This window comes from Streptomyces bugieae (assembly GCF_036352915.1).
Lineage (GTDB): Bacteria > Actinomycetota > Actinomycetes > Streptomycetales > Streptomycetaceae > Streptomyces > Streptomyces endophytica.
The window spans coordinates 201,140-219,667 of sequence record NZ_JAZBJP010000002.1 but is presented as its reverse complement, the minus strand read 5'-3'; the positions used below and the strand labels follow the sequence as shown (position 1 = coordinate 219,667).

At 71.7% G+C, this 18,528-nt stretch carries 18 protein-coding genes; 8 read left to right on the top strand and 10 right to left on the bottom strand.

Going from position 1 to position 18,528, the window contains the following annotated elements:
- Positions 1-155 precede the first annotated feature (155 nt).
- Complete coding sequence (locus V2J85_RS06175; protein WP_261957892.1) at positions 156-860, top strand: response regulator; 705 nt, start codon at positions 156-158, stop codon at positions 858-860.
- Positions 861-905: 45 nt separating this feature from the next.
- On the opposite strand, the gene V2J85_RS06170 is transcribed toward V2J85_RS06175, so the two are convergent.
- Positions 906-2,624, bottom strand: a complete 1,719-nt coding sequence (locus V2J85_RS06170) for a sensor histidine kinase (RefSeq protein WP_330821408.1) — start codon at positions 2,622-2,624, stop codon at positions 906-908.
- A 237-nt stretch (positions 2,625-2,861) separates the two neighbouring features.
- Between V2J85_RS06170 and V2J85_RS06165 the strand changes: the two genes are divergently transcribed.
- Complete coding sequence (locus V2J85_RS06165; RefSeq protein WP_330820852.1) at positions 2,862-3,743, top strand: universal stress protein; 882 nt, start codon at positions 2,862-2,864, stop codon at positions 3,741-3,743.
- 44 nt (positions 3,744-3,787) lie between these two features.
- On the opposite strand, the gene V2J85_RS06160 is transcribed toward V2J85_RS06165, so the two are convergent.
- Positions 3,788-4,642: a universal stress protein gene (locus V2J85_RS06160; protein WP_330820851.1), complete on the bottom strand. Its 855-nt coding sequence runs from the start codon at positions 4,640-4,642 to the stop codon at positions 3,788-3,790.
- Between the two features lie 304 nt (positions 4,643-4,946).
- On the opposite strand from V2J85_RS06160, the gene V2J85_RS06155 reads away from it, so the two are divergent.
- Positions 4,947-5,408: a Crp/Fnr family transcriptional regulator gene (locus V2J85_RS06155; RefSeq protein ID WP_261957895.1), complete on the top strand. Its 462-nt coding sequence runs from the start codon at positions 4,947-4,949 to the stop codon at positions 5,406-5,408.
- A 10-nt stretch (positions 5,409-5,418) separates the two neighbouring features.
- Here V2J85_RS06155 and V2J85_RS06150 read toward each other — a convergent pair whose 3' ends face one another.
- Positions 5,419-6,126: a helix-turn-helix domain-containing protein gene (locus tag V2J85_RS06150; RefSeq protein WP_261957896.1), complete on the bottom strand. Its 708-nt coding sequence runs from the start codon at positions 6,124-6,126 to the stop codon at positions 5,419-5,421.
- 28 nt (positions 6,127-6,154) lie between these two features.
- Entirely contained in the window at positions 6,155-6,844 is a 690-nt protein-coding gene (locus V2J85_RS06145) for a CBS domain-containing protein (protein ID WP_330820850.1), read from the bottom strand.
- 250 nt (positions 6,845-7,094) lie between these two features.
- Here V2J85_RS06145 and V2J85_RS06140 point away from each other — a divergent pair, with 250 nt between their 5' ends.
- Positions 7,095-8,087, top strand: a complete 993-nt coding sequence (locus tag V2J85_RS06140; RefSeq protein WP_330820849.1) for an Acg family FMN-binding oxidoreductase — start codon at positions 7,095-7,097, stop codon at positions 8,085-8,087.
- A gap of 81 nt (positions 8,088-8,168) precedes the next feature.
- Here V2J85_RS06140 and V2J85_RS06135 read toward each other — a convergent pair whose 3' ends face one another.
- The 4 genes from V2J85_RS06135 to V2J85_RS06120 all read right to left on the bottom strand — a co-directional run bounded on the left by V2J85_RS06135 (position 8,169) and on the right by V2J85_RS06120 (position 10,969).
- Complete coding sequence (locus V2J85_RS06135) at positions 8,169-8,672, bottom strand: GNAT family N-acetyltransferase (RefSeq protein ID WP_261957899.1); 504 nt, start codon at positions 8,670-8,672, stop codon at positions 8,169-8,171.
- Between the two features lie 6 nt (positions 8,673-8,678).
- The gene (locus V2J85_RS06130) at positions 8,679-9,683 is read right to left on the bottom strand and encodes a quinone oxidoreductase family protein (RefSeq protein ID WP_261957900.1); all 1,005 of its coding nucleotides are present in this window, start codon (positions 9,681-9,683) and stop codon (positions 8,679-8,681) included.
- Between the two features lie 123 nt (positions 9,684-9,806).
- On the bottom strand, positions 9,807-10,244 hold the full coding sequence (locus V2J85_RS06125) for an Rrf2 family transcriptional regulator (protein ID WP_261957901.1): 438 nt from the start codon (positions 10,242-10,244) through the stop codon (positions 9,807-9,809).
- A gap of 176 nt (positions 10,245-10,420) precedes the next feature.
- Positions 10,421-10,969, bottom strand: coding sequence for a TetR/AcrR family transcriptional regulator (locus tag V2J85_RS06120; protein WP_261957902.1), 549 nt, complete (start codon positions 10,967-10,969; stop codon positions 10,421-10,423).
- 266 nt (positions 10,970-11,235) lie between these two features.
- On the opposite strand from V2J85_RS06120, the gene V2J85_RS06115 reads away from it, so the two are divergent.
- From V2J85_RS06115 to V2J85_RS06100, 4 genes are all read left to right on the top strand, one after another.
- Positions 11,236-11,685 (top strand): hypothetical protein, encoded by a 450-nt coding sequence (locus tag V2J85_RS06115; RefSeq protein ID WP_330820848.1) that lies wholly within the window; start codon positions 11,236-11,238, stop codon positions 11,683-11,685.
- A 216-nt stretch (positions 11,686-11,901) separates the two neighbouring features.
- Positions 11,902-12,756, top strand: coding sequence for a DUF4132 domain-containing protein (locus tag V2J85_RS06110; protein ID WP_330820847.1), 855 nt, complete (start codon positions 11,902-11,904; stop codon positions 12,754-12,756).
- Positions 12,746-16,429, top strand: a complete 3,684-nt coding sequence (locus tag V2J85_RS06105) for a hypothetical protein (protein ID WP_330820846.1) — start codon at positions 12,746-12,748, stop codon at positions 16,427-16,429. The genes V2J85_RS06110 and V2J85_RS06105 overlap by 11 nt, the downstream gene beginning before the upstream one ends.
- A gap of 118 nt (positions 16,430-16,547) precedes the next feature.
- Positions 16,548-16,943: a hypothetical protein gene (locus V2J85_RS06100; RefSeq protein ID WP_261957906.1), complete on the top strand. Its 396-nt coding sequence runs from the start codon at positions 16,548-16,550 to the stop codon at positions 16,941-16,943.
- 56 nt (positions 16,944-16,999) lie between these two features.
- Here the strand turns inward: V2J85_RS06100 and V2J85_RS06095 are convergent, their stop codons facing one another.
- A complete protein-coding gene (locus V2J85_RS06095; RefSeq protein ID WP_261957907.1) occupies positions 17,000-17,560 on the bottom strand; it encodes a GNAT family N-acetyltransferase in 561 nt (186 codons plus the stop codon).
- A gap of 111 nt (positions 17,561-17,671) precedes the next feature.
- Entirely contained in the window at positions 17,672-18,448 is a 777-nt protein-coding gene (locus V2J85_RS06090; protein ID WP_261957908.1) for an MFS transporter, read from the bottom strand.
- Positions 18,449-18,528 lie beyond the last annotated feature (80 nt).

Below are 18,528 nucleotides of genomic sequence, written 5' to 3'. Positions count from 1 at the left end.
CGGCGGGCGCGGGCGAGGGCCGAACGGCCTTGTCGGGAGAGCACGTGGGGGGCGCCGGCGGACGGAAGGCGGCGTCCGGATCTGGCGCGGCCCCCGGGGGTGATTCACGATGGGGGGAGGAGGCGTCGGTTCGTACCACCGGCCCGGAGGACGCCATGAGCGAGGCAGACGGTTTCTCACCGCAGCGGCCGATCCGCGTGTTCCTCGTGGACGACCACGAGGTGGTCCGTCGTGGTGTCGAGGACCTGCTGGACGCCGAACCGGACATCGAGGTGGTCGGCGACGCGGGGACGGCGAGCCATGCGCTGGCCCGCGGACCCGCGCTGCGACCGGACGTCGCGGTGCTCGACGTGCGGCTGCCGGACGGTGACGGGGTGTCCGTCTGCCGGGAGCTGCGCTCGCGCATGCCGGGTCTGGCCTGTCTGATGCTCACCTCGTTCGACGACGACGAGGCGCTGCTGGACGCGATCATGGCCGGTGCGGCCGGATACGTCCTGAAGGAGATCAAGGGTGCGGATCTGGTCGCCGCGGTGCGCACGATCGCCTCCGGACGCTCGATGCTCGACCCGGCGACGACCGCGCGGCTGATGAGCACGCTGCGGGGCGAGGACGCCGACGAGCCCGAAGCCAGTGCGCTGTCGAGCCTCTCGCCACGGGAGACCGAGATCCTCGGCCTGATCGGCGAGGGTCTGACGAACCGTCAAATCGGAAAGCGGCTCTACCTTTCGGAGAAGACCGTCAAGAACCACATCTCCCGCATGCTGGCCAAGCTCGGCGTGGAGCGGCGCATCCAGGCGGCCGTCCTCGCCACCCAGGCCGCCCCCGCTCCGGGCCCGGCGCCCGGCCGGCAGCACGGCTGAGGCGGCACGGCTGAGACGTGCGACGCGGCCGAGGCATCCGGCGCGTCACCCCGCGGGCATCGGCACCTGCCACACCAGCCGCGCGCCACCGCCCACCGGTGTCTCGACGGCCATCGCGCCGCCCAGCCCCTCGGCCCGCGCGGCCAGGTTGCGCAGACCGCTGCGCCGGCCGTCCGCCGGGATGCCCACACCGTCGTCCTGGACGGTCACGGTCAGCGTCCGGTCGTGGAGGACCAGGGACACCGCCGCAGCGCCGGCGTGAGCGTGCCGCGCGGTATTGCTCAGCGCCTCGTCGAGTACGGCCAGTACCTGCTCGGCGATCTCCGCGGGCACCTCGGTGTCCAGCAGGCCTTCCATGCGCAGCGACGGCGCGAAGCCCAGCGCCCGCGCGGCCCTTTCCACGGCACCGACCGCGCGGGCCCGCAGGCCGTGGGAGACACGGGAGGACTCGTGGGCGCGGAGCCCGAAGATGGTGGAACGAATGATCTTGATCGTCTCGTCCAGATCGTCCACCGCCCGCAACAGCCGCTCACCGGCCTCCGGATGATCGACGAAACGCAGCGCGCTCTGCAACGTCATGCCCGTGGCGAAGAGGCGCTGAATGGCCAGATCGTGGAGGTCGCGCGCGATGCGTTCATGGTCCTTCAGCAGGGCCAGCTGTTCGGCGGCCCGGCGCTGGTCGGCCATCTCCATGGCGAGGGCTCCCTGACCCGCGAACGTCAGCAGCGGCGTGGTCTCCGACTCGGTGAACGGATCGCGGCCGCGGATCCGGGCCAGCAGCAGCGCCCCCCGCACCCGGTCGCCGGTGATCATCGGCACCGCGATCGCGGGCCCCAGACCGCTCCAGCGGGGCGGACCGGCGGTGATCCTCGGGTCGTGCTCGACGTCGAGGCTGGTCAGCGGGCGTCCGGTGCGCAGCGCCGTACCGACGAAGGAGCCGTCGAGGGGGAGGACCAGGCCGCGATGGGCCTCGGCCTCCACGCCGACGGCGAGTGCGACGCTCACGTGGTCGTCGTCGACCGGCAGTGCCAGCGCGCCGAGATCCGCCGCGAGGATCCGCACGGCGTGACCGAGGATCATTTCGAGCACGTCGTTCTCACCCGGCCCGGGCAGCAGACCGGCGACGATCTCGCTGTTGGCCTCCAGCCACTGCCCCCGGTAGCGGACCTCGTCGTACAGCCGGGCGTGCTCGATGGCCACACCGGCCGCCACGGCCAGCGTCGCGAGCACCGTCTCGTCCGCGGCGTCGAAGGGGCGGCCGCCGCGCTTCTCGGTGAGGTAGAGATTGCCGAACACCTCGTCACCGACCCGTATCGGCACCCCGAGGAAGGAGTGCATCGGCGGGTGGCCGGGCGGGAATCCGTACGACGCGGGATGGTCGGCGAGCTCTGTCAGGCGCAGCGGCGTGGGGTGGCGGATCAGCTCACCCAGAATTCCGTGCCCCTCCGGAAAATGGCCGATGGCCTCGGCCTGCGCCGGGGGGATCCCGACGGTCAGGAACTGGGAGATCCGGGTGTCTTCGCCGATCACGCCGAGGGCCCCGTACTCGGCGTCCACGAGGACCACCGCGACCTCGACGATGCGGCGCAGCACCTGCGACAGCTCCAGCCCGCCGCCCACGGACATGACCGCTTCGAGCAGCAGATGCGGCGACCGGTCCGTGGTGTGTTCCATCGCCCGGAGCCGCTCCTGCAGATCGTCCGGCAACGCGCCCAGGCTCAGGCGCGCCCCGTCGCCTCGGTCAGGCCTCTCGCCAGCCACCATGTCCTCCGCGATGGCCGCCCCGGCATCCGCGGCCACACCTTCCACGGTAGTGACCGCGGCGGGACGGGCACGTCCGTGCCGGGCGTGCGCGGCGCCGGACCGCGCGGCGGTGGGCCGTTCGGCCCCCTGACGGCACCCTTCGGCTCATTGCCGACCGGGGGAGCATTCAGCAGGCTCGACACGTGGGACGGGTGCATCGCGACCCGTACCCCTCTCCGCCCCGGAAGAAGGACAGCCATGGAGCCGGAAGTGATCACCGTGGGGCTCGACGGCTCTCCGGAGAGCCTGGCAGCCGCAAGCTGGGCAGCTGACGAAGCGGACCGGCGGCACTGGGTGCTGCGACTCCTGCACGCCTGGATCCTGCTGGCCGCCGAAGCCCCCGACACGCCCCCCGAGCGCGACCAGAACGCCGGCGCCCGGCAGATCGTGCGCCGGGCGCGGGAAGAGGTGGTGAGCCGCCATCCCGATGTGCAGGTCATCGAGGACCTGGTCGGCTCGGATCCCTTGCCCGCGCTGTTGTACGCGGCGAACGATTCGCGGATGGTCGTGCTCGGGACCCGTGCGCTGACGGCGTGGGAGAGCTATGTGCTCGGCGATGTCAGCCTGGACGTCGTGGGCCAGGCCGACCGGCCGGTCGTGCTGGTCCGCGGGGGCTGGTCCGTGGAGGCACCACGACCCGCGGCCGAGGTCGCGGAGCCACGCATCGTCGTCGGGGTGAGCCTGAACGGCCCCTGCGACCCGCTCCTCGACTTCGCCTTCGACGCGGCGGCGAGCCGCGGTCTGCCGCTGCAGGCCGTGCACGGCCGGGCGCTCCCGGCAACCGCCTATGTGCCGTGGGGGATCGAACCGGAGGTGGCGGAGGAAATCGCCAAGGAGGCGGACGGGGAACTGCGGGAGGCGATCCGCCCCTGGCGGGAGCGCTTCCCCGATGTGCCGGTACGACTGACCGTGCTGCCGGAGAACCCGACCCGGGCCATGGTGCAGACGGTCCCGGGCGCCGAGCTCCTGGTCGTCGGCCGGAGGAAGAACCATCCGCGCCTCGCACCCCGGGTCGGTCCGGTCGCGCACGCCGCGATGCACCACGCCACGTGTCCGGTGGCAGTGGTGCCCCACGACTGAGGGACCTCCGGCCCCGGCCCGCGAGGGGCGCGTCCGGCGGCCGCTCAGATCCGCGGCACGACCGCCACGGGGCAGCGGGAGTGATGCAGCACGGCGAAGACGACGGGCCCGAGCAGCATCGGCGTCCGTTGCATGCGTCTTCCCACGACCAGCAGACTCGCCCCGGAGCAGGACTCCAGCAGGACCGGTGTGATCCGGCCGCGTCGCAGGTGTACGACGACGTCGACGTCGGGGAACTTCGCCCGCCACGGCGCCAGAACGTCGGCGAGCTTCCGCTCCTCCTCGGCCGCGAGCTCTCCTTCGTCCGGCGGCGGCGCGGTGGTGGGCACGCACTCCACCACGGGCGGCTCCCAGGCCCGTACGGCGCGCAGCCGCGTGTGATGGGCCTCGGCGGCAGCGAACGCGAACTCCAGCACCGCCTCGCCCCGCGAACCGGCTTCCTGGACGCCGACCACGACTTCGGGCCGCTCGTAGGCGGCGTTCTCCTCCTCGCGCACGGTCACCACCGGGCACTCCGCGCGACCGAGGACGTGCAGGCTGACCGAACCGAGCAGGAAGCCGGCGATCGCGCCGTGGCCGCGCGATCCGAGCACCATCATCGTGGCCCGGCCACTGCGGTCCACCAGCGCGTCGACCGCTTGCTCGGAGACCTGCTCGGTCGTGACCGCAACGTCCGGACACACCTCGTGCGCCATGGCTTCGGCCGCTCCGAGTACCTCGTCCCCGTAGCGCTTCCGGTCCGCGGCTCCCCGGGCGCCGGGGACGTCCAGCGGCTGCGAGACCCAGGAATGGAGGAGGTGCAGCGGAAGGCCGCGGGCCACCGCCTCCGCGGCGCCCCAGCGCACGGCCGGCACGCTGTTCTTGGTGCCGTCCAGACCTACGACAACAGACCCGCCCATGACGTACCTCCGTGCAGTCAGGGCTCTCGGATACCGGCTTTCTGGTTCCAGCATCGCCGCAGCCCGGAACGGAGCCCATGGGCCGAGTGGGCCCGGACGGGGGCCGGGTGGCGGTGCGGGCGCGGCTCCCGGTCGGCAGTCCGGCACCGCCTGCCCAGGGGCGCCGCGATCCGGGCTGTTCGGCCCACCGATCGGCGCCGAACAGCCCCTGCCCCGAGCACCGTGCGCGGACGCACGCTGGAGGGTGACCGACTTGCGGAAGGCCGGCCCGCACGCCGCCGGCCGGAAACCGGGAGCAACCGCCATGACCACGGAGCCACTGCTCACTGCGCTGCCGGCAGAAGGGCGGGAACGCCTGATGCGGTTCGCCCACGAGGTGTCGTTCCCGGCCGGGAAACGGATCTTTGACGAACACGGGCTCGCCGACCGGTTCTGGATCATCCGCACCGGCTCGGTGAACCTGGACGTCCACATAGCGCCCGGCCCGCCGACGGTCGTCGACATGCTCGGGCACGGCGACCTGGTCGGCTGGTCATGGCTGGTACCGCCGTACACCTGGCGCATGGGCGCGGAGACATCCACCCCCGTACGCGCCTACGAGTTCGACGCCACGGCCGTGCGTGCGCTGTGCGAGGCGGACCGGGAGCTCGGCCTGGCACTGACCCGCCGGGTCCTCGGCGTGGTCGCCCGCCGCCTCCAGGCCACCCGGCTCCGGCTGGCCGACATGTGCGCGCCCGGGGCGACCACCATGCCGGCCCCGCCGTGAGCGGGGTCGGTCACGACGTGGTGGTCGAGGGCGTACGGGCCCCCATGACGCGGATGCGGCGTCCGGTGATCCGGGTCGGGTGCACCGCGATCCAGAGGCCGCGCCCGTCGCCGGTCCAGGGGCCGGTGTGTGCGCGTTCGTCCAGCCGGCGGCACTCGGACCTGGTGGTGACCGTACGGGCGGGCCCGACGACGAGGACGCTCCATCCCTGACTGAAGGCGTCATCGATGTGGTCGACCTCCAGCGCGACCTGCTGGCCGGCCGCGGCAGCCGGGCCGGAATCCGGGGCGGTGCGGTAGGCGATGACCTCGTCGGCGACGGTGTAGTTCACGGGGAAGATCGCCGGCGCACCGTCAACGGTCACGGCCACTCTGCCGACCCCGTGGGTGGAGAGCAGGCCCCGGCACTCATCAGAGCTGAGGACCAGCACCTCCGGGTGGGCCGCTGCCGTGCCGAAGCCCGCCGGCAGCTCCGCCGTGCCCCCGGTGAGTTCGGCCACCGTCGTTTCCAGCGCACCGGCAAGGCGCAGCAGGAAGCCGATGGCGGGCTCGGCGGCGCTCTCCTCCACGTACCGGAGATACTCCGGCGAGGCGGCGGCCCGTGCCGCGACCTCCTCGCGGGTCAGCCCCAACTGCTGACGGCGCAGGGTGGCGCGCCGGCCGAGGTCACCGCGCGTGGGGACCGGCTCCGACGGGGGCTCGGGCTGCTGGTTGCTCATCGTCCACACGTCCCTTCGTCGCGGCGCTTCATGCGTGTGCCGCGCTCCGTCCGGCGGGTCGGGCCGAACCGGCGGCCACGGCCGGCCGCAGCTCTTCGGAGACCGCGACGACGCCGTCGACGCCGGCGCACATGCGCATGAGGACGGGTATCAGCAGCGGATCGTCCACCGAACCGTGCAGCGTGACCTGACCCCGCACCACCTTGGCGGTCACTCCCGCTGCGCCGAGGCGTGCCGTGCGTCCGATGACCTCATGAGAGATCTCGTCCTCGATGGCCTGGTCCTTGCGCAGGAAGACGCGCAGCAGGTCGCTGCGGCTGACGATGCCCAGCAGCACGTCCGCCTCGTCGACCACGGGGAGACGCTTGACGTTCTGGACCTCCATCAGCCGTGCCGCCTCCACCACCGTCCACTCCGGGTGCGCACACACTGCCGGCGCGGACATCAGCTCACCGGCGGTGCGCCCCTCGGCCCGGGCCCGCTCCCACGCCTCCAGGTGGGGCACGGGCGTCCTGCCGGAGAGGTCGGACCGGTCCGCCGCCTTCCGCAGCAGGTCGGCCTCCGACACGATGCCGGCCGGCCGGCCGAGGGCGTCGAGGACCGGCACGGCGCTCACCGCGTGGTCGGCGAGGACCCGCGCGATGTCCTTGAACGGCGTGTCGAGCTGCACGCTGACGACCTTCCTCGTCATGAGCTCGCCTATCGTGCGGTGTTCCATCTCCGGCTCCTTCCGCCGGCGGAACCGACGGGGCGTTCACGTCGCAGACCGCCGGTCCGCGTGCTTCTCCAGCCTGGCCGCGGCGGACCGGCCGGGGGATGAGCCGATCGGCCCCCGGGCGGTGGCCGGCAGGCCCGAAAGGCCCGGGTGGCCCATGGTCAGGGTCCTATGGCCCCTGACCCGGCCCGGCCGCACCGGCGACGCTGAAGAGGTTCTGCGATCCCCTGCCCGCCGCTCCGGGAGGCACCCGGTGTTCACCAAGATCCTCGACGACACCCTGGTCAAGAACCTGGTCGCCGACGCGGTCACCGCGCCGTCCATGCACAACGCCCAGCCATGGCGCTTCCGCTACGCCCGCCACAGCCGCACCTTCACCCTGTCCACCGACCCGGACCGCGCGATCCCGCAGGCCGATCCGACGACCCGCGGCATGCACCTGGGCTGCGGAGCGGCGCTGCTGAACCTACGGGTGGCTGCGGCCCACGCCGGCCACCGCACCTGGACCGCGCTCCTGCCCGACCCGCACACCCCGGCGCTGCTGGCGACCGTGCGCCTGGACGACCCGCACGGCCACACCGACGAAGCCCTTCCCGACCTCCATCAGGCGATCCGCGAACGCCACACCAGCCGTTTCCCGTTCACCGAGCGGCAGATCCCCGACACCGTCCGCACCGCCCTGACCGAGGCCGCGGCCCGAGAGGGCGCACAGCTGAGCTTCCTCACCGACTCGCACCGCGAGACCGTACTGGACCTGATCAAGCACGCCGAGGGCTACAACCGCATGGACGACGCCCGGGACGCCGAACAACGCGGCTGGACCCGCGACACCGGTACCGGGCCGTCCGCCGACGACGGGATCCCGGCCTACGCCTTCGGTCCCCGCAAACGCGCCGGTTCCACCCCCGTCCGGGACTTCGCCGGCCGGCACACCGTGCCCGACCGCGACTACGCCGACTTCGAGAAGAACCCCCAACTGGCCTCGCTCAGCACCGCCGGAGACGAGCCCGCGGACTGGCTGCGCGCCGGCCAGGCGCTCGAACGCGTACTGCTCGTGGCCACCTCCGAGGGAGTTTCCGCTTCGTTCGCGACCCAGCCCGTCGAATGGCCCGACCTGCGATGGATCCTGCGCGACCCCGTCTCGGGATCCGGGTACGTGCACATGCTCCTGCGCCTGGGGTACGGCCCGCGGGGGCCCCGCACACCGCGACGCCCGGTGGACGAGGTGCTGACGATCACCGCGTGATCGAGGCTCGCATCTTGGGAGTCCCGGTGCGGGGGCGTGGCCTGCACGGCCTCCGCGCGCACTGCCTCCCCGGCCACCCGTTCAGGGCGCGGTGAAGTCGTCGCGCGCCAGGGCGTAGACGGTGCAGGCGCGGCCCAGGACGCTGTCCTCGCGCAGTGGTGTGAATCCCAGGCGACGCGCCACGACGGCCGAGGCGGTATTGCCGTGATGGATCATTGCGGTGATCTGTGCGAGTTCCAGCGTGCCGAAGCCCCAGGTGAGGACGGCCTGGGCCGCTTCCGTGGCGTAGCCGTTGCCCCAGTGGTGTCGAGCGAAGGTCCAGCCGATCTCGGTTTCGCCGAACTGCTCCCACCAGTTGAGGCCACAGCGCCCGATCGCCTCGCCGCTGCTTGTCAGTTCCACGGCGCACAGGCCGTGGCCGCGCAGAGTCCACTGCTGTTGGATGTCGCGCAGCCGCGCTGCGGCTTGCTCTCGTGAGTAGCCACCGACGAACCGGTTCACCTCGTCATCGGCGTGAAGGCGCACCCACCAGTCGGTGTCGGCCTCGGTGAGTGGGCGCAGTCGCAGGCGTGGTGTGGTGATCACTGTGCTTCAGTCCTTGCTGTCCATGGTCAGGAGCACCCGTCCGAAGGGCCGGTCCTCGATCAGGTGGCGTTGTGCCTCGGCCGCCTGCGCGAGGGGGTACTCCTTCGCGACGGTGGGCTCGAACCTCTTGTCGGTCAGCCAGTCCAGGAGGGTCTGCCGTGCGGCGCGCGTGACGTCGTCCGGGAACATGTCGAACTTGTAGCCGTGCACGCGGGCGGTCTTCCACATGAGGTCCGTCACGTCGATCGTGCCGCGGGTGCCCGCCGAATAGCCGATGGCGATGTAGGTGCCGCCATGGGCCAGGGAGCCGATTGCCTCACCGAGCAGCGGGCCCGCGACGCCGTCGAGGACGACATCGACGCCTCTGCCGTCGGTGAGCCGTGCCACGCCGTCGCGCAGGGATTCCCGCGACAGGTCGATGACGTCGTCGAAGCCGGCAGCCCGGGCCCGCTCGGCCTTCTCGGTGCGACTGGCCGTGGAGATCACCCTTGAGGCACCCAGCTGTGCGGCGACGTGTACGGCTCCCATGCCGACCGCTCCTCCCACGCCCGGCGCGAGCACGCTCTGGCCCGGCCGGAAGCCGGCCAGTTCGGTGAGCGCGAGGTAGGCGGTGGAGTATCCGGCCCCGGCCAGCATCGCGGCCATCTGCCGATCACTGACCTCGTCGGGCAACGGGACGAGTGCCCCCGGGTACTCGGCTATGTACTCCCTCCAGGTGCCGTCCGTGCTCAGGCCGCGTCCCGCACCGTTGATCGCTACGCGAGTTCCTTCGGGCAGGCCGCTGGCTCCCGCGTCGACCACGACGCCCACGGCGGCTCCGCCGGGAACGAGGGGAAGCGGTTTGCACAGCGACGGTGACATGCGCCCCGCACGCACGGTGTCGTCCAACGGGCTCACCGTGCTGACGGTCACCCGCACCAGCGCCTGACCGGGCGCCGGTTCGGGCAGGTCCATCTCGACCAGGCGTAGCCGGTCGTATCCCCCGTGTTCCCGGTACTGGATCCCGTACATGGGACTTCCCTCTCTCCTCCAACAGAACAACTTCTGTTACAACAAAGGTCATGAAAAGCGAGCGGTGAAAGGCAACCGGTGGAAGAAGACTGGCCCCGGTTGAGGCAGATCCATGGGGTAGGTCTATGTCGACGGGGCGGCCAGCGTCTCGCGCAACATGTCCTCGATCGTCGTCCGGCCCAGTGCGCTCCGCGCTGCGTCCTCGGCTTCGTCGTAAGCCTGGCGCAGCGCGGGTCGGATGCCCGCGCCGACGGGGCACTTCGGGTTCGGGGCGTTCCGATGCAGGCCGAACAAGGGCTCGTCCTCGACTGCTTGGAGGACTTCCAGCAAGGTGATCTCGCCCGGATCGCGGGCCAGCCGCCACCCGGCCCCCGCCCCATGACGGACCTCAACCAGCCCGGCGTCGCGCAACCCGCCCAGACAGCGCCGAATGACGACCGGATTCGTGTTCACGCTCTCGGCGGCCTGTTCCGACGTCACCAACTCCCGGCCTCGCCGATGGACCAAGGCCATCCAGACCAAGACATGGACGGCGACGGTAAGTCTGCTGTTCGCGGCCATCGGTCCTCCTTTGAAAGAACAATTTCAGTTACATAGGGAGATCGTCAAGGGCACTCGTGTCTCCAACTCAGCCCCATGTCGCGATGGTTGCGAAGGAAGGCGGCGGGCTCGCCCCTTGATGTCTGCCGACCGCTCGGCAGTGGTCCTACGTTCAGAGGGGCTGCGCCGGACGGTCCTCAGGCCAAGAGCAGCCTGGTCGCCGCGTCGAGCACGTCGGCGCGGCTGCGTGGGCCGTGGTCGGCCGCCAGGAAGTGTTTGCCGACGGCGAGCGAGAAGGCGAGCATGCTGCGGGCCTCGACTTCGTCCTGGTCCTTGCAGAACGTGCTGAACAACGAACGCGCGTATTCCATCCGGCGGTTGTCGACGCGGCGGAGGCGCTGGGCGACGGCCGGGTCGCGCCGCGCCCAGTCCCGGACGGCAAGGTCGATCGGCAGCAAGGTGTCGGAGAAGGTGAGCGCGCCCGCACGCCGTACCTTGTCCCGGGCGTCGCCGCCTTCGGTCTCGACGCGTTCGATCACCTCATCGGTACTCATCCGCTCCCAACTGTCGAGCATCTCCTCCAGCAGTGCACCCCGGTCCTTGAAGTGCCAGTAGAAGCCGCCTCGGGTAACCCCCAATGCCTTGGCCAGCGGCTCGACCCGCACGGCGCCGGGACCGCCCGCGGCAAGGGCCCGCAGCCCGGCTTCGATCCACGTACTGCGCGGGGTGCGCGTCGGTGCCGCCATCGGTTTCTCCTCGGTGTTGTCGTCTCCGCCACGGAGTCTGCCTCCTCCGGCGTGCGACTGCTACGCTCCATCCATACACCACTGTATGGATGAGGTGGCTCATGACGCTCCCGCATGCCCCGCGCACCTCCCGGCCTTGGCCCGTCCATGGCTCACCAGCGGTTTCCGGCTGCGAGACGTCCGGGTCACTCCCATGTCCCTGAGGAGTAGCGATGATTGATGCCACGTCACCACCGCAGGTCCCGGGTCGGGTGCGTCATGTCCCGGTGCCAACCGACGCGCAGCGGATCAGTACTCTCGACCGGATCGACTACGAGAACGCCCTGCTCGCCGACCTCGGCCCGACGGAGGACCGCACCGCCGAGCAATGGGCGCGAACGGTCCTGGAAGAAGCACCTCGTGACATGCGGCGGGCCCTCACTCAGGGCTGGACCGCACTCGGTCTGCAGCTCGGCCCGGCCCTGTCCGAAGGATGCGTGCTCGGCTGGCCGGTGCGGCACAGCACTCCGGACTCCGTGCTCCTCTCCACCAGCTCCACCCTCGGGCTGCACGGCCAGCTTGTCTTCCAACGCCGGCCAGGAGAACTGCTGTTCGCCTCCTTCATCCAACTGGAGGGCGACGCCGCACGCGCCCTGTGGGCTTCGGTCGAAGGCCGCCACCCCGATGCCATGCACCGGCTTCTCGACCGAGCCATATCCCGGACCACCCCGGCCTGACCACATCACCACAACACGCCGATCGGCGGGGCGGCGATGCGGCGGCAGGCGGGCGCCGGAGCGGCCAGCCGGCTGTGATCCTTCCCATTCGGAACCGTCTCTGCGCTCCACCCGGTCGGCGCCTTGGTGCTACCGGTGCGCACCCCGAAGGCAATTGACCCGACGTCAGACCTGTACCGCGGCCGATTGTCAGTGGGTCCTGTCATAGTCGACGGCATGACGACTCCGCTTGTGTGGGTGTCCGCCGCGCGCGGCTATGAACTGGCGCTGGACGGCACGACGTTGAGGTGCCGCAGGACCGATGGACGGGACGTGAAGTCCCCGCCGAAGGGCGTGCTCGCCGACCCGGTCGGCGAGCGGTTCGCCGCGCTGCGGGACCGGTTGGTGCGGCATGAGGAGGAGTGCCGGGACACCGTGGAGTCGTGGTTGCTGAGCGGGGTGCCGGTGCCGGCCGGGCTGCTTGCCCGGATCTGGCCGGATCCGGGCTGGCGGTCCTGCCTGGAGCATCTGGTGGTGCACACCGACGGGCGCATCGGGCTGCTGGTGGACGTCGCCGAGGACGGGCGGGTGTCCGTACGGGACGAGAGCGGCGTCCTGTACGGGCCGCCGGCCGGCGCCTCCGTCACGCTGCTGCACCCCGCCCTGCTCGGCGATCTCGGGCCGTGGCACCGCCTCCTGGAGGCGCATGGCGTCGCACAGGGCTGGGCGCAGCTGGACCGGCGGGTGTACCGACGGCCGGAGGGGACGGATCCGCAGGCGACCGGTATCGACGCCTTCGAGGGCGAGCCGTTCACGGCGCAGTGGCGTGCCAGGATGAACGCCCTGGAGAACGGCTTCGTCGTGCGGGGCGGCTTCGCCGTCGCCAAGTTCGCCGAGCGGTTTCTCCGGATGGAGGCGCGCTGCTGGGTGGGGGAGGCCGACCCCGGGGCGTCCGAGGAGGCCGGACGGCTCCTATGGGTCGACGAGGCCGAACATCCGGTAGCCGTCGGCACGTTGGGACCGGTTGCCTGGTCCGAGGGGCTGCGGATGGCGGAACTGATCTACGGGGGAGCGACGAACGATGACGCGTGAAGCGCACGTGAGGGGCGAAGGGGGCGCCGCGGCGGCCGCGGACGAGCCGGCAGCGGTGCTGGATGCGGCGCTGGCGGCGGGGTTGGCGCCCGTAGGAGCGCCGGACGGGGAGCCGATCACCGCCCGGCGCTACGACCATCCCCATCTCGGTGGGCGGCCGGTGGTCCGGCTGACCGGGCATGCGGTGGCGCCCGTCGAGGACCGGCTGCTGGCCGACCTCGGATTCTCCGCCCCGGAGGCCGGGGACCCGGTGGCGTCGGGGCAGCGCCCGCAGCCGCGCTACCCGGCGTGGGCGCTGGTGCACGACCTCGCGCACGCCGAGGTCGCGCTGGCCGCCGGGGTGGAGATGGCACGGGCCGGGCGGCTGGCCGTCCCCAAACCGGGGCCCGCGCTGGAGAGGTTCCAGGCGATCGCCGCGACACTTCCCGATGACCACCTGCCCGTGTACTGGGAGGAGGTCGGCCGGATCTTCCTCGCCGCCGGGCGGGACAAACAGGCCACGATGATGTTCGGCCGGGCGCGGACGGCGGACCGGCAGGCCACGGGGCCCGTCGCCGACCCGGCCCGGCGCCGCGCGGTGTTCCTGGAGTTCGCGCTGGCCGGGGCGCTGTCGGCCAAGGACATCAAGGCGTACGTCACCGAGCTGAGCCGGCGGCCCGACCCCGTCGAGGCGTACCGCGAGCTGTGGGAGCTGGCCGTACGGCGGACGACGGGCGGGCTCGCGCCCTGGCCCGAGATGCTCAAGCAGATCGCCAAGCTCGCCAAGGCCGCGGGGCGCGAGGTCGTCACCGAGCACCGGCTGCTGCTGGAGGGCCTGGTGGACGCGCCGGCACTGTGGCGGGTGGCGGACGGGTTCTGGACGGCGCAGCGCACGCTGCTGCTGCCCGTGGTCGCCGGTTCCGTCGTGCTGAAGCGGCGGTTGCTGTGGCGGCTGACCGCGGTGCCGCGCTCAAGGATGGACGCCTGGTGGTGCGCCCTGCTGGAGGAGACCGGCGCGCTGGACGAGCTGGCCGGTGATACGGGCAACTGGCTGTCCGCGATGCTCGGCCGGTACGGCGACCGCGGTGCCGCCGCCCCCGAAGAGCTGCTGCGGCTGGTTCCGGCGCTGGCGGACCGTATCCGGGAAGCGGGGACGCCCGTACGGTTCGACGCCGGCGAGCCGGATGAGTACCACAGCATCGATGCCGTCGCCCTGTGCCGCTGCCTGGAGGCGGGCGTCCCCGTGGCGGACCCCGGCCCGAAGGCCTCGCTGACCAACTGGCAAGGGCCCGCCCGCGTCGATCTGCGGTCCCTCACCGACGACACCCGCTTCGGGCCGGTGCTGGCCCGGTCCGTTCCCACCGGTGGAGGCGAGTTCCGCTCCCTGTGGGGGACGAAAGCCCTGCGGCCCCTCCTGGGCAAGACCGTCGGCGCGCGACTTGGGCAAGCACGGTCGGGCGGCCTGGAGGACGCCAGGACGGCCGTGCGCTGGCTGGGCGAAAACATCCGAGCGGACATGCTGACGGGGATACCGGACCTGGCCACCCGGATCGAGGACCTCGACATGGTGACGCCGCTGACCCGTACGCTGCGCGCGGGCATCCTGGACGAGCTGGGCTGGGCCGCCCTGGACGAGGCCGCCGCCGAGCTCAAGGGCGACAGCTGGTGCTGGGCGAGCTGGCCCGTGCTGGTGGTGCACGACCGCAGAAAGGCCATGGCGATAGGGCCCGGCGGCCGCATCGCCGAACACCGGCTGCGGGTCCCGCGCGGAGCCGACAAGTTCGACTACGACGTCAAGGTCTTCTTCTCCGACGGCCAGTTCCTGGTCTGCCACTTCGTCAACGGCCGCCAGATGCACTACTGGTCGGACACACCGGAGGAGCTGTTCTCCGTACGGCCCAGGCTGTGGGAGTCGCTCTACTACGAGCGGGAGCAGCTCGGCTACACCTTCATGGCGCCGAGCGGACGAAGGTTCATGGGCCACAAGGTCCTCGGCCCCGGCGAGAAGCGGGTCGGTCCGAACGGCCAGATGTTCCACGACGGCCGGGACTTCTGGTGGCACGCCACCGACGAGCTGGACTCGCAGGTGCACCGCGTCGACCTGGCGACCGGTGAGCTGACCGACGCCGAACTGCCGGAATTCTTCGATCCGTCGCTGCTCGGCAAGGACGAGCATTGGCGCTTCGATTCCTCATGGCTGGCGCCGCTGCCGTACGGCGTTACGGGGTCACCGCTGGGCAGCGACGGCAGGCACGTGGGGCTGCGCGTTGCCGAGGACCGGGCCACCGGACGGGTCCGCTATCACCGCATCGACGGCGTCCAGGGCGTGTTCGACGGGTCCGGCGGCACGGCGGTGTGGGGGCTGCTGGACATCCCGGGATCCGCGAAGCCACTGGTCCTGAGCGGGGGTCTCAGGCGGTACGACCCGGTGGTGGCCCGCGACGCCGAAACGGGCGAGCAGTACTGGGCGGCGCAACGGACGAACTACGGCTACACGCGCCACGATCCGTCCCCGGTGGCCGCCGGGACGCGGCTCATGCCGCCGTCCGCCTTCTGGCACTTCCTCAAGCCCCGCGATCCCGCCGGATCGGCGGCGCTGCGGGAGGTCTCCGAGGACACGGCGCGACGTCTGCTGAAGGCCGCCGCCACCTCCGAGGAAGCGCTGCGGACCGCCGTCGCGAAGCTGCTGCCCGAGGTCGGTCATCCGCTGCTCATACGGGGCGTCATCGGGTGCGTCCAGGAGGCCGCCGCAACGGCCCGTTCCCACAACGCACTCCTGCGCCGCCTGAAACGCGTCGAGTACCCGCGGCTCAAGGTACGGGAACGGGATCTGGGCGGGGCGCTGGAGGGGCTGCTCAGCCGATACACCACCGGGGACGAGGGCGGGGTGGCGCAGATCGAACTCGCCTCGGCGTTCCTGGCCGGCACGATCGGCGGCGACAGCGGGAGGGAGCAATGGCGGGAGTACCCGAGTGCGGTCGACTGGACCGAGCTGCCCGGCCGGATCGGCGGTCTCGCGGTCCGTGCGGTCAGTGCCGTCACCGGCCCCGCACACAGCCGGGCACTCCTGCGGCTGCTCCGCTTCTGGGCCGTCTCGCCCCTCGCCGAACCCGGGCTGCAACGCGGTCTGTTGAAGGGCGAGGAGCCTGGCGCGGTGTCCGGGGAGAACGGCAGCCTGCTGCCGCTGCACAGCGCCATCCGTAACGGCTCGTGGGCCCGGTCCCTCGCCGTCGCCGACGAGGAGCTCTGCGTGTTCCTGCAACGGGGGACCGTGCCGCACCCCGACGGTGTCGTCGACATCCGTCCGGTGCCCGACGGCTGGGCCACGCCCGAGCGGCTCCAGCGGCTGGTGGACGAAGCGGAGCGCAGCGGCTCGGTCCCCTTCGAGCCCGGCGAGGCCGACCGGCTCGCCGATGCCACCGGTCTTGACCGCGGCGCTGCGGCCCTGCTCCTGGCCGGTCTGCCGCACATCGAGGGCGAAGGCCGCGACTTCCTCCCCACGGCGGTCCGCAAGGCCCTGGACCTGAAGGTGACCGAAGCCCAGACCGGTCGCGACCGGCTGCTGCGGATACGCCCGGTCGCCCGGCTGGAGCTCTACGACGCCGCCATGCCCGACGACCCCGCCGACCTGTGGGACCAGGCCGCGACGGCCGACCGGCTGGCGCGGGCGTGGAAAGAGGTGGCGCCTGGATGAGGATGAGACCGGCTCCCCCGTGCGGGGGAAGGATCGGTGCCCTGGCCACCTCGGAGGATGAGCGATCTTCCGTCCCGGGCTCGATGCCTTCGAACGCGGGCCCATGGAACCGTGTCTCTTGATCAGAATCTGGGCGGACAAGGACAAGTTCCGGAAGTGGTACGCGGTCGGCGGCGGTCCGTACCTGTTCGTACTCAGCGGCCTGGCACTGCTGGTGGGCATCCTGGCGTTGAGCCTGGTCCGGCCGTGGGGTCTGGTGTTCCCGAGCTGGACCCCGTTCCTCGCCGGGTGCAGAGTTCCGCGCCGGACGCTGGCCGCCACGGCCTTCACCGTCTCGGCCTTTCTCCTCCTCTACACCCTCTGGGCAGCTGCGCAGACGATCAAAGACTTCGACGACGACGGCATTTTCCGCCCCTGGATCGTCGTCTACGGCATCCCGCAGTTCCTGGTGTGGGGCGTCGGCTTGGCCATCGCCGCACTCTCCTACCGCCGCCGCACATCAACCGGGCGCTGAGGACTGTCCGGCGGGTCACGAACGAAGCCAGCGCGCCCGGGGCACTCCGCACGCGGTCACGGGCTTGACTCATCGCCAAGACCCGCGGATCGGTGCGGTTGTCGCCCGCTGCTCCGGCACCATCGGATCTCGCCCTCGTGCCATGCGTCGGTGGGCATGAGCCCGGCGGCGGTGGCGACGGCAGTCGATGCCTGATGTTCGGGGTGGATGTGGGCGATGACGGTCTGCACGGGCTGCCGACTGAGCCAGTCGACGAGCCCTCGGGCCGCTTCGGTGGCGATGCCTCGTCCCTGCCACGGGGTCCCCACGACCCAGGCGATCTCGGCGGCGGTGCCCTGGCCGGAGGGGCTGACCGTCGCCTGGACCGTGCCCGTCAGGCAGCCCTCGTCACGGAGCCAAATCACCCAGTTCAGCCAGGAGACGGCCGGATCGGGTGAGCCCGCGGTCAGCCGCTGGTAGCGCGAGCGCAGGGCTTGTGGGGTGTCCGGGGTGCCGCCGATGAAGGTGTGCAGAGCCGGATCGGACAGCACCGCGGCCATCTCCTCGGCGTGCTCGACGCGAAGGGGCAGCAGGTCCAGCCGCGCAGTCCTGAAGGCCCGGGCGTTGAGGGTGCTCATGCCGCGTCCCCCTCGAAACGCTCGACGCAATGGCCGAGTTCGCAGCGGGCGCCCTCCCGGGCCCGATCCACAGGTCTTGCGCATTTTTCCACGGCCGGGCGGTCCGGCTCCTCAGCGGCTGGTAGCAGGACTGTCATTGCTCTGTGATGCGGCTGCCGTTGCCGTGCGGGGTGTTGGGCGGAGGGTGAGTGCGGCGACGACGGTGACACCCATCGCCGCGGCGCCGATCCAGGACGCTGCCGTGTATCCGGTGTCGGTGGGGAAGGTCGAGCCGGCCGGGGTGTGGGCGGCCAGGGTCAGGCCGCCCAGGGCACTGCCGACGGAGAAGCCGACGCTGCGGACGACTTGATGGAAGCTCATCGCGCTGGAGGTCTCCTCCGCCGGGGTGACGGCGAGGATCGCGTTCGGCATCGCGGCGGAGAAGACACCGACGCCCAGGCCGAGCACGCCCATGACCGTGAAGGCCAGCCAGAGCTGGCTGCGGTGGACGGCGAAGAGCGCCAGGGCCGCCAGTACGGCAGTGGCCCCGGCGGCCAGGACCGTCGCGGGTGCGAGCCGCCGGCGTAGCGGAGGCACCAGCTTGCCGCCGGCGAAGCCCAGTGCGGAGAACGGCACCAGTACCAGGCCCGCGATGACGACATCGACACCGAAGCCGTACCCCGTCGACTCAGGTGTCTGCACATAGCGGGTCACCAGGGTCAGCAGCAGATACATGCCGATGCCGCCGAGCAGCATGACGGCGTTGGCGCCGGCGACCGCGGGATGCCGCAGCAGGGCGAGGTCCACCAGCGGGGCGGCGCACCGGCGTTCACGGCGTACCCAGGCGCCGATGAGTACGACCGCGGCGGCCACGAGCGTGGCGGCGATCGCCGGGCGATCGGTCCACACGGGGTGGTCTGGCTGATCACCAGGAGCAGGGCCAACGGGCCGCCGCCCAGCAGGGCCGCGCCCGCTACGTCGACGGATGA

Bases quoted from the DNA above. Each gene is read 5' to 3' on its own strand.
- V2J85_RS06110 (WP_330820847.1), top strand. From the start codon at position 11,902: ATGACGACTCCGCTTGTGTGGGTGTCCGCCGCGCGCGGCTATGAACTG.
- V2J85_RS06160 (WP_330820851.1), bottom strand. From the start codon at position 4,642: ATGGGCGGGTCTGTTGTCGTAGGTCTGGACGGCACCAAGAACAGCGTG.
- V2J85_RS06175 (WP_261957892.1), top strand. From the start codon at position 156: ATGAGCGAGGCAGACGGTTTCTCACCGCAGCGGCCGATCCGCGTGTTC.
- V2J85_RS06125 (WP_261957901.1), bottom strand. From the start codon at position 10,244: ATGGCCGCGAACAGCAGACTTACCGTCGCCGTCCATGTCTTGGTCTGG.
- V2J85_RS06155 (WP_261957895.1), top strand. From the start codon at position 4,947: ATGACCACGGAGCCACTGCTCACTGCGCTGCCGGCAGAAGGGCGGGAA.
- V2J85_RS06095 (WP_261957907.1), bottom strand. From the start codon at position 17,560: ATGAGCACCCTCAACGCCCGGGCCTTCAGGACTGCGCGGCTGGACCTG.
- V2J85_RS06105 (WP_330820846.1), top strand. From the start codon at position 12,746: ATGACGCGTGAAGCGCACGTGAGGGGCGAAGGGGGCGCCGCGGCGGCC.
- V2J85_RS06165 (WP_330820852.1), top strand. From the start codon at position 2,862: ATGGAGCCGGAAGTGATCACCGTGGGGCTCGACGGCTCTCCGGAGAGC.
- V2J85_RS06145 (WP_330820850.1), bottom strand. From the start codon at position 6,844: ATGGAACACCGCACGATAGGCGAGCTCATGACGAGGAAGGTCGTCAGC.
- V2J85_RS06170 (WP_330821408.1), bottom strand. From the start codon at position 2,624: ATGGTGGCTGGCGAGAGGCCTGACCGAGGCGACGGGGCGCGCCTGAGC.
- V2J85_RS06120 (WP_261957902.1), bottom strand. From the start codon at position 10,969: ATGGCGGCACCGACGCGCACCCCGCGCAGTACGTGGATCGAAGCCGGG.
- V2J85_RS06130 (WP_261957900.1), bottom strand. From the start codon at position 9,683: ATGTACGGGATCCAGTACCGGGAACACGGGGGATACGACCGGCTACGC.
- V2J85_RS06150 (WP_261957896.1), bottom strand. From the start codon at position 6,126: ATGAGCAACCAGCAGCCCGAGCCCCCGTCGGAGCCGGTCCCCACGCGC.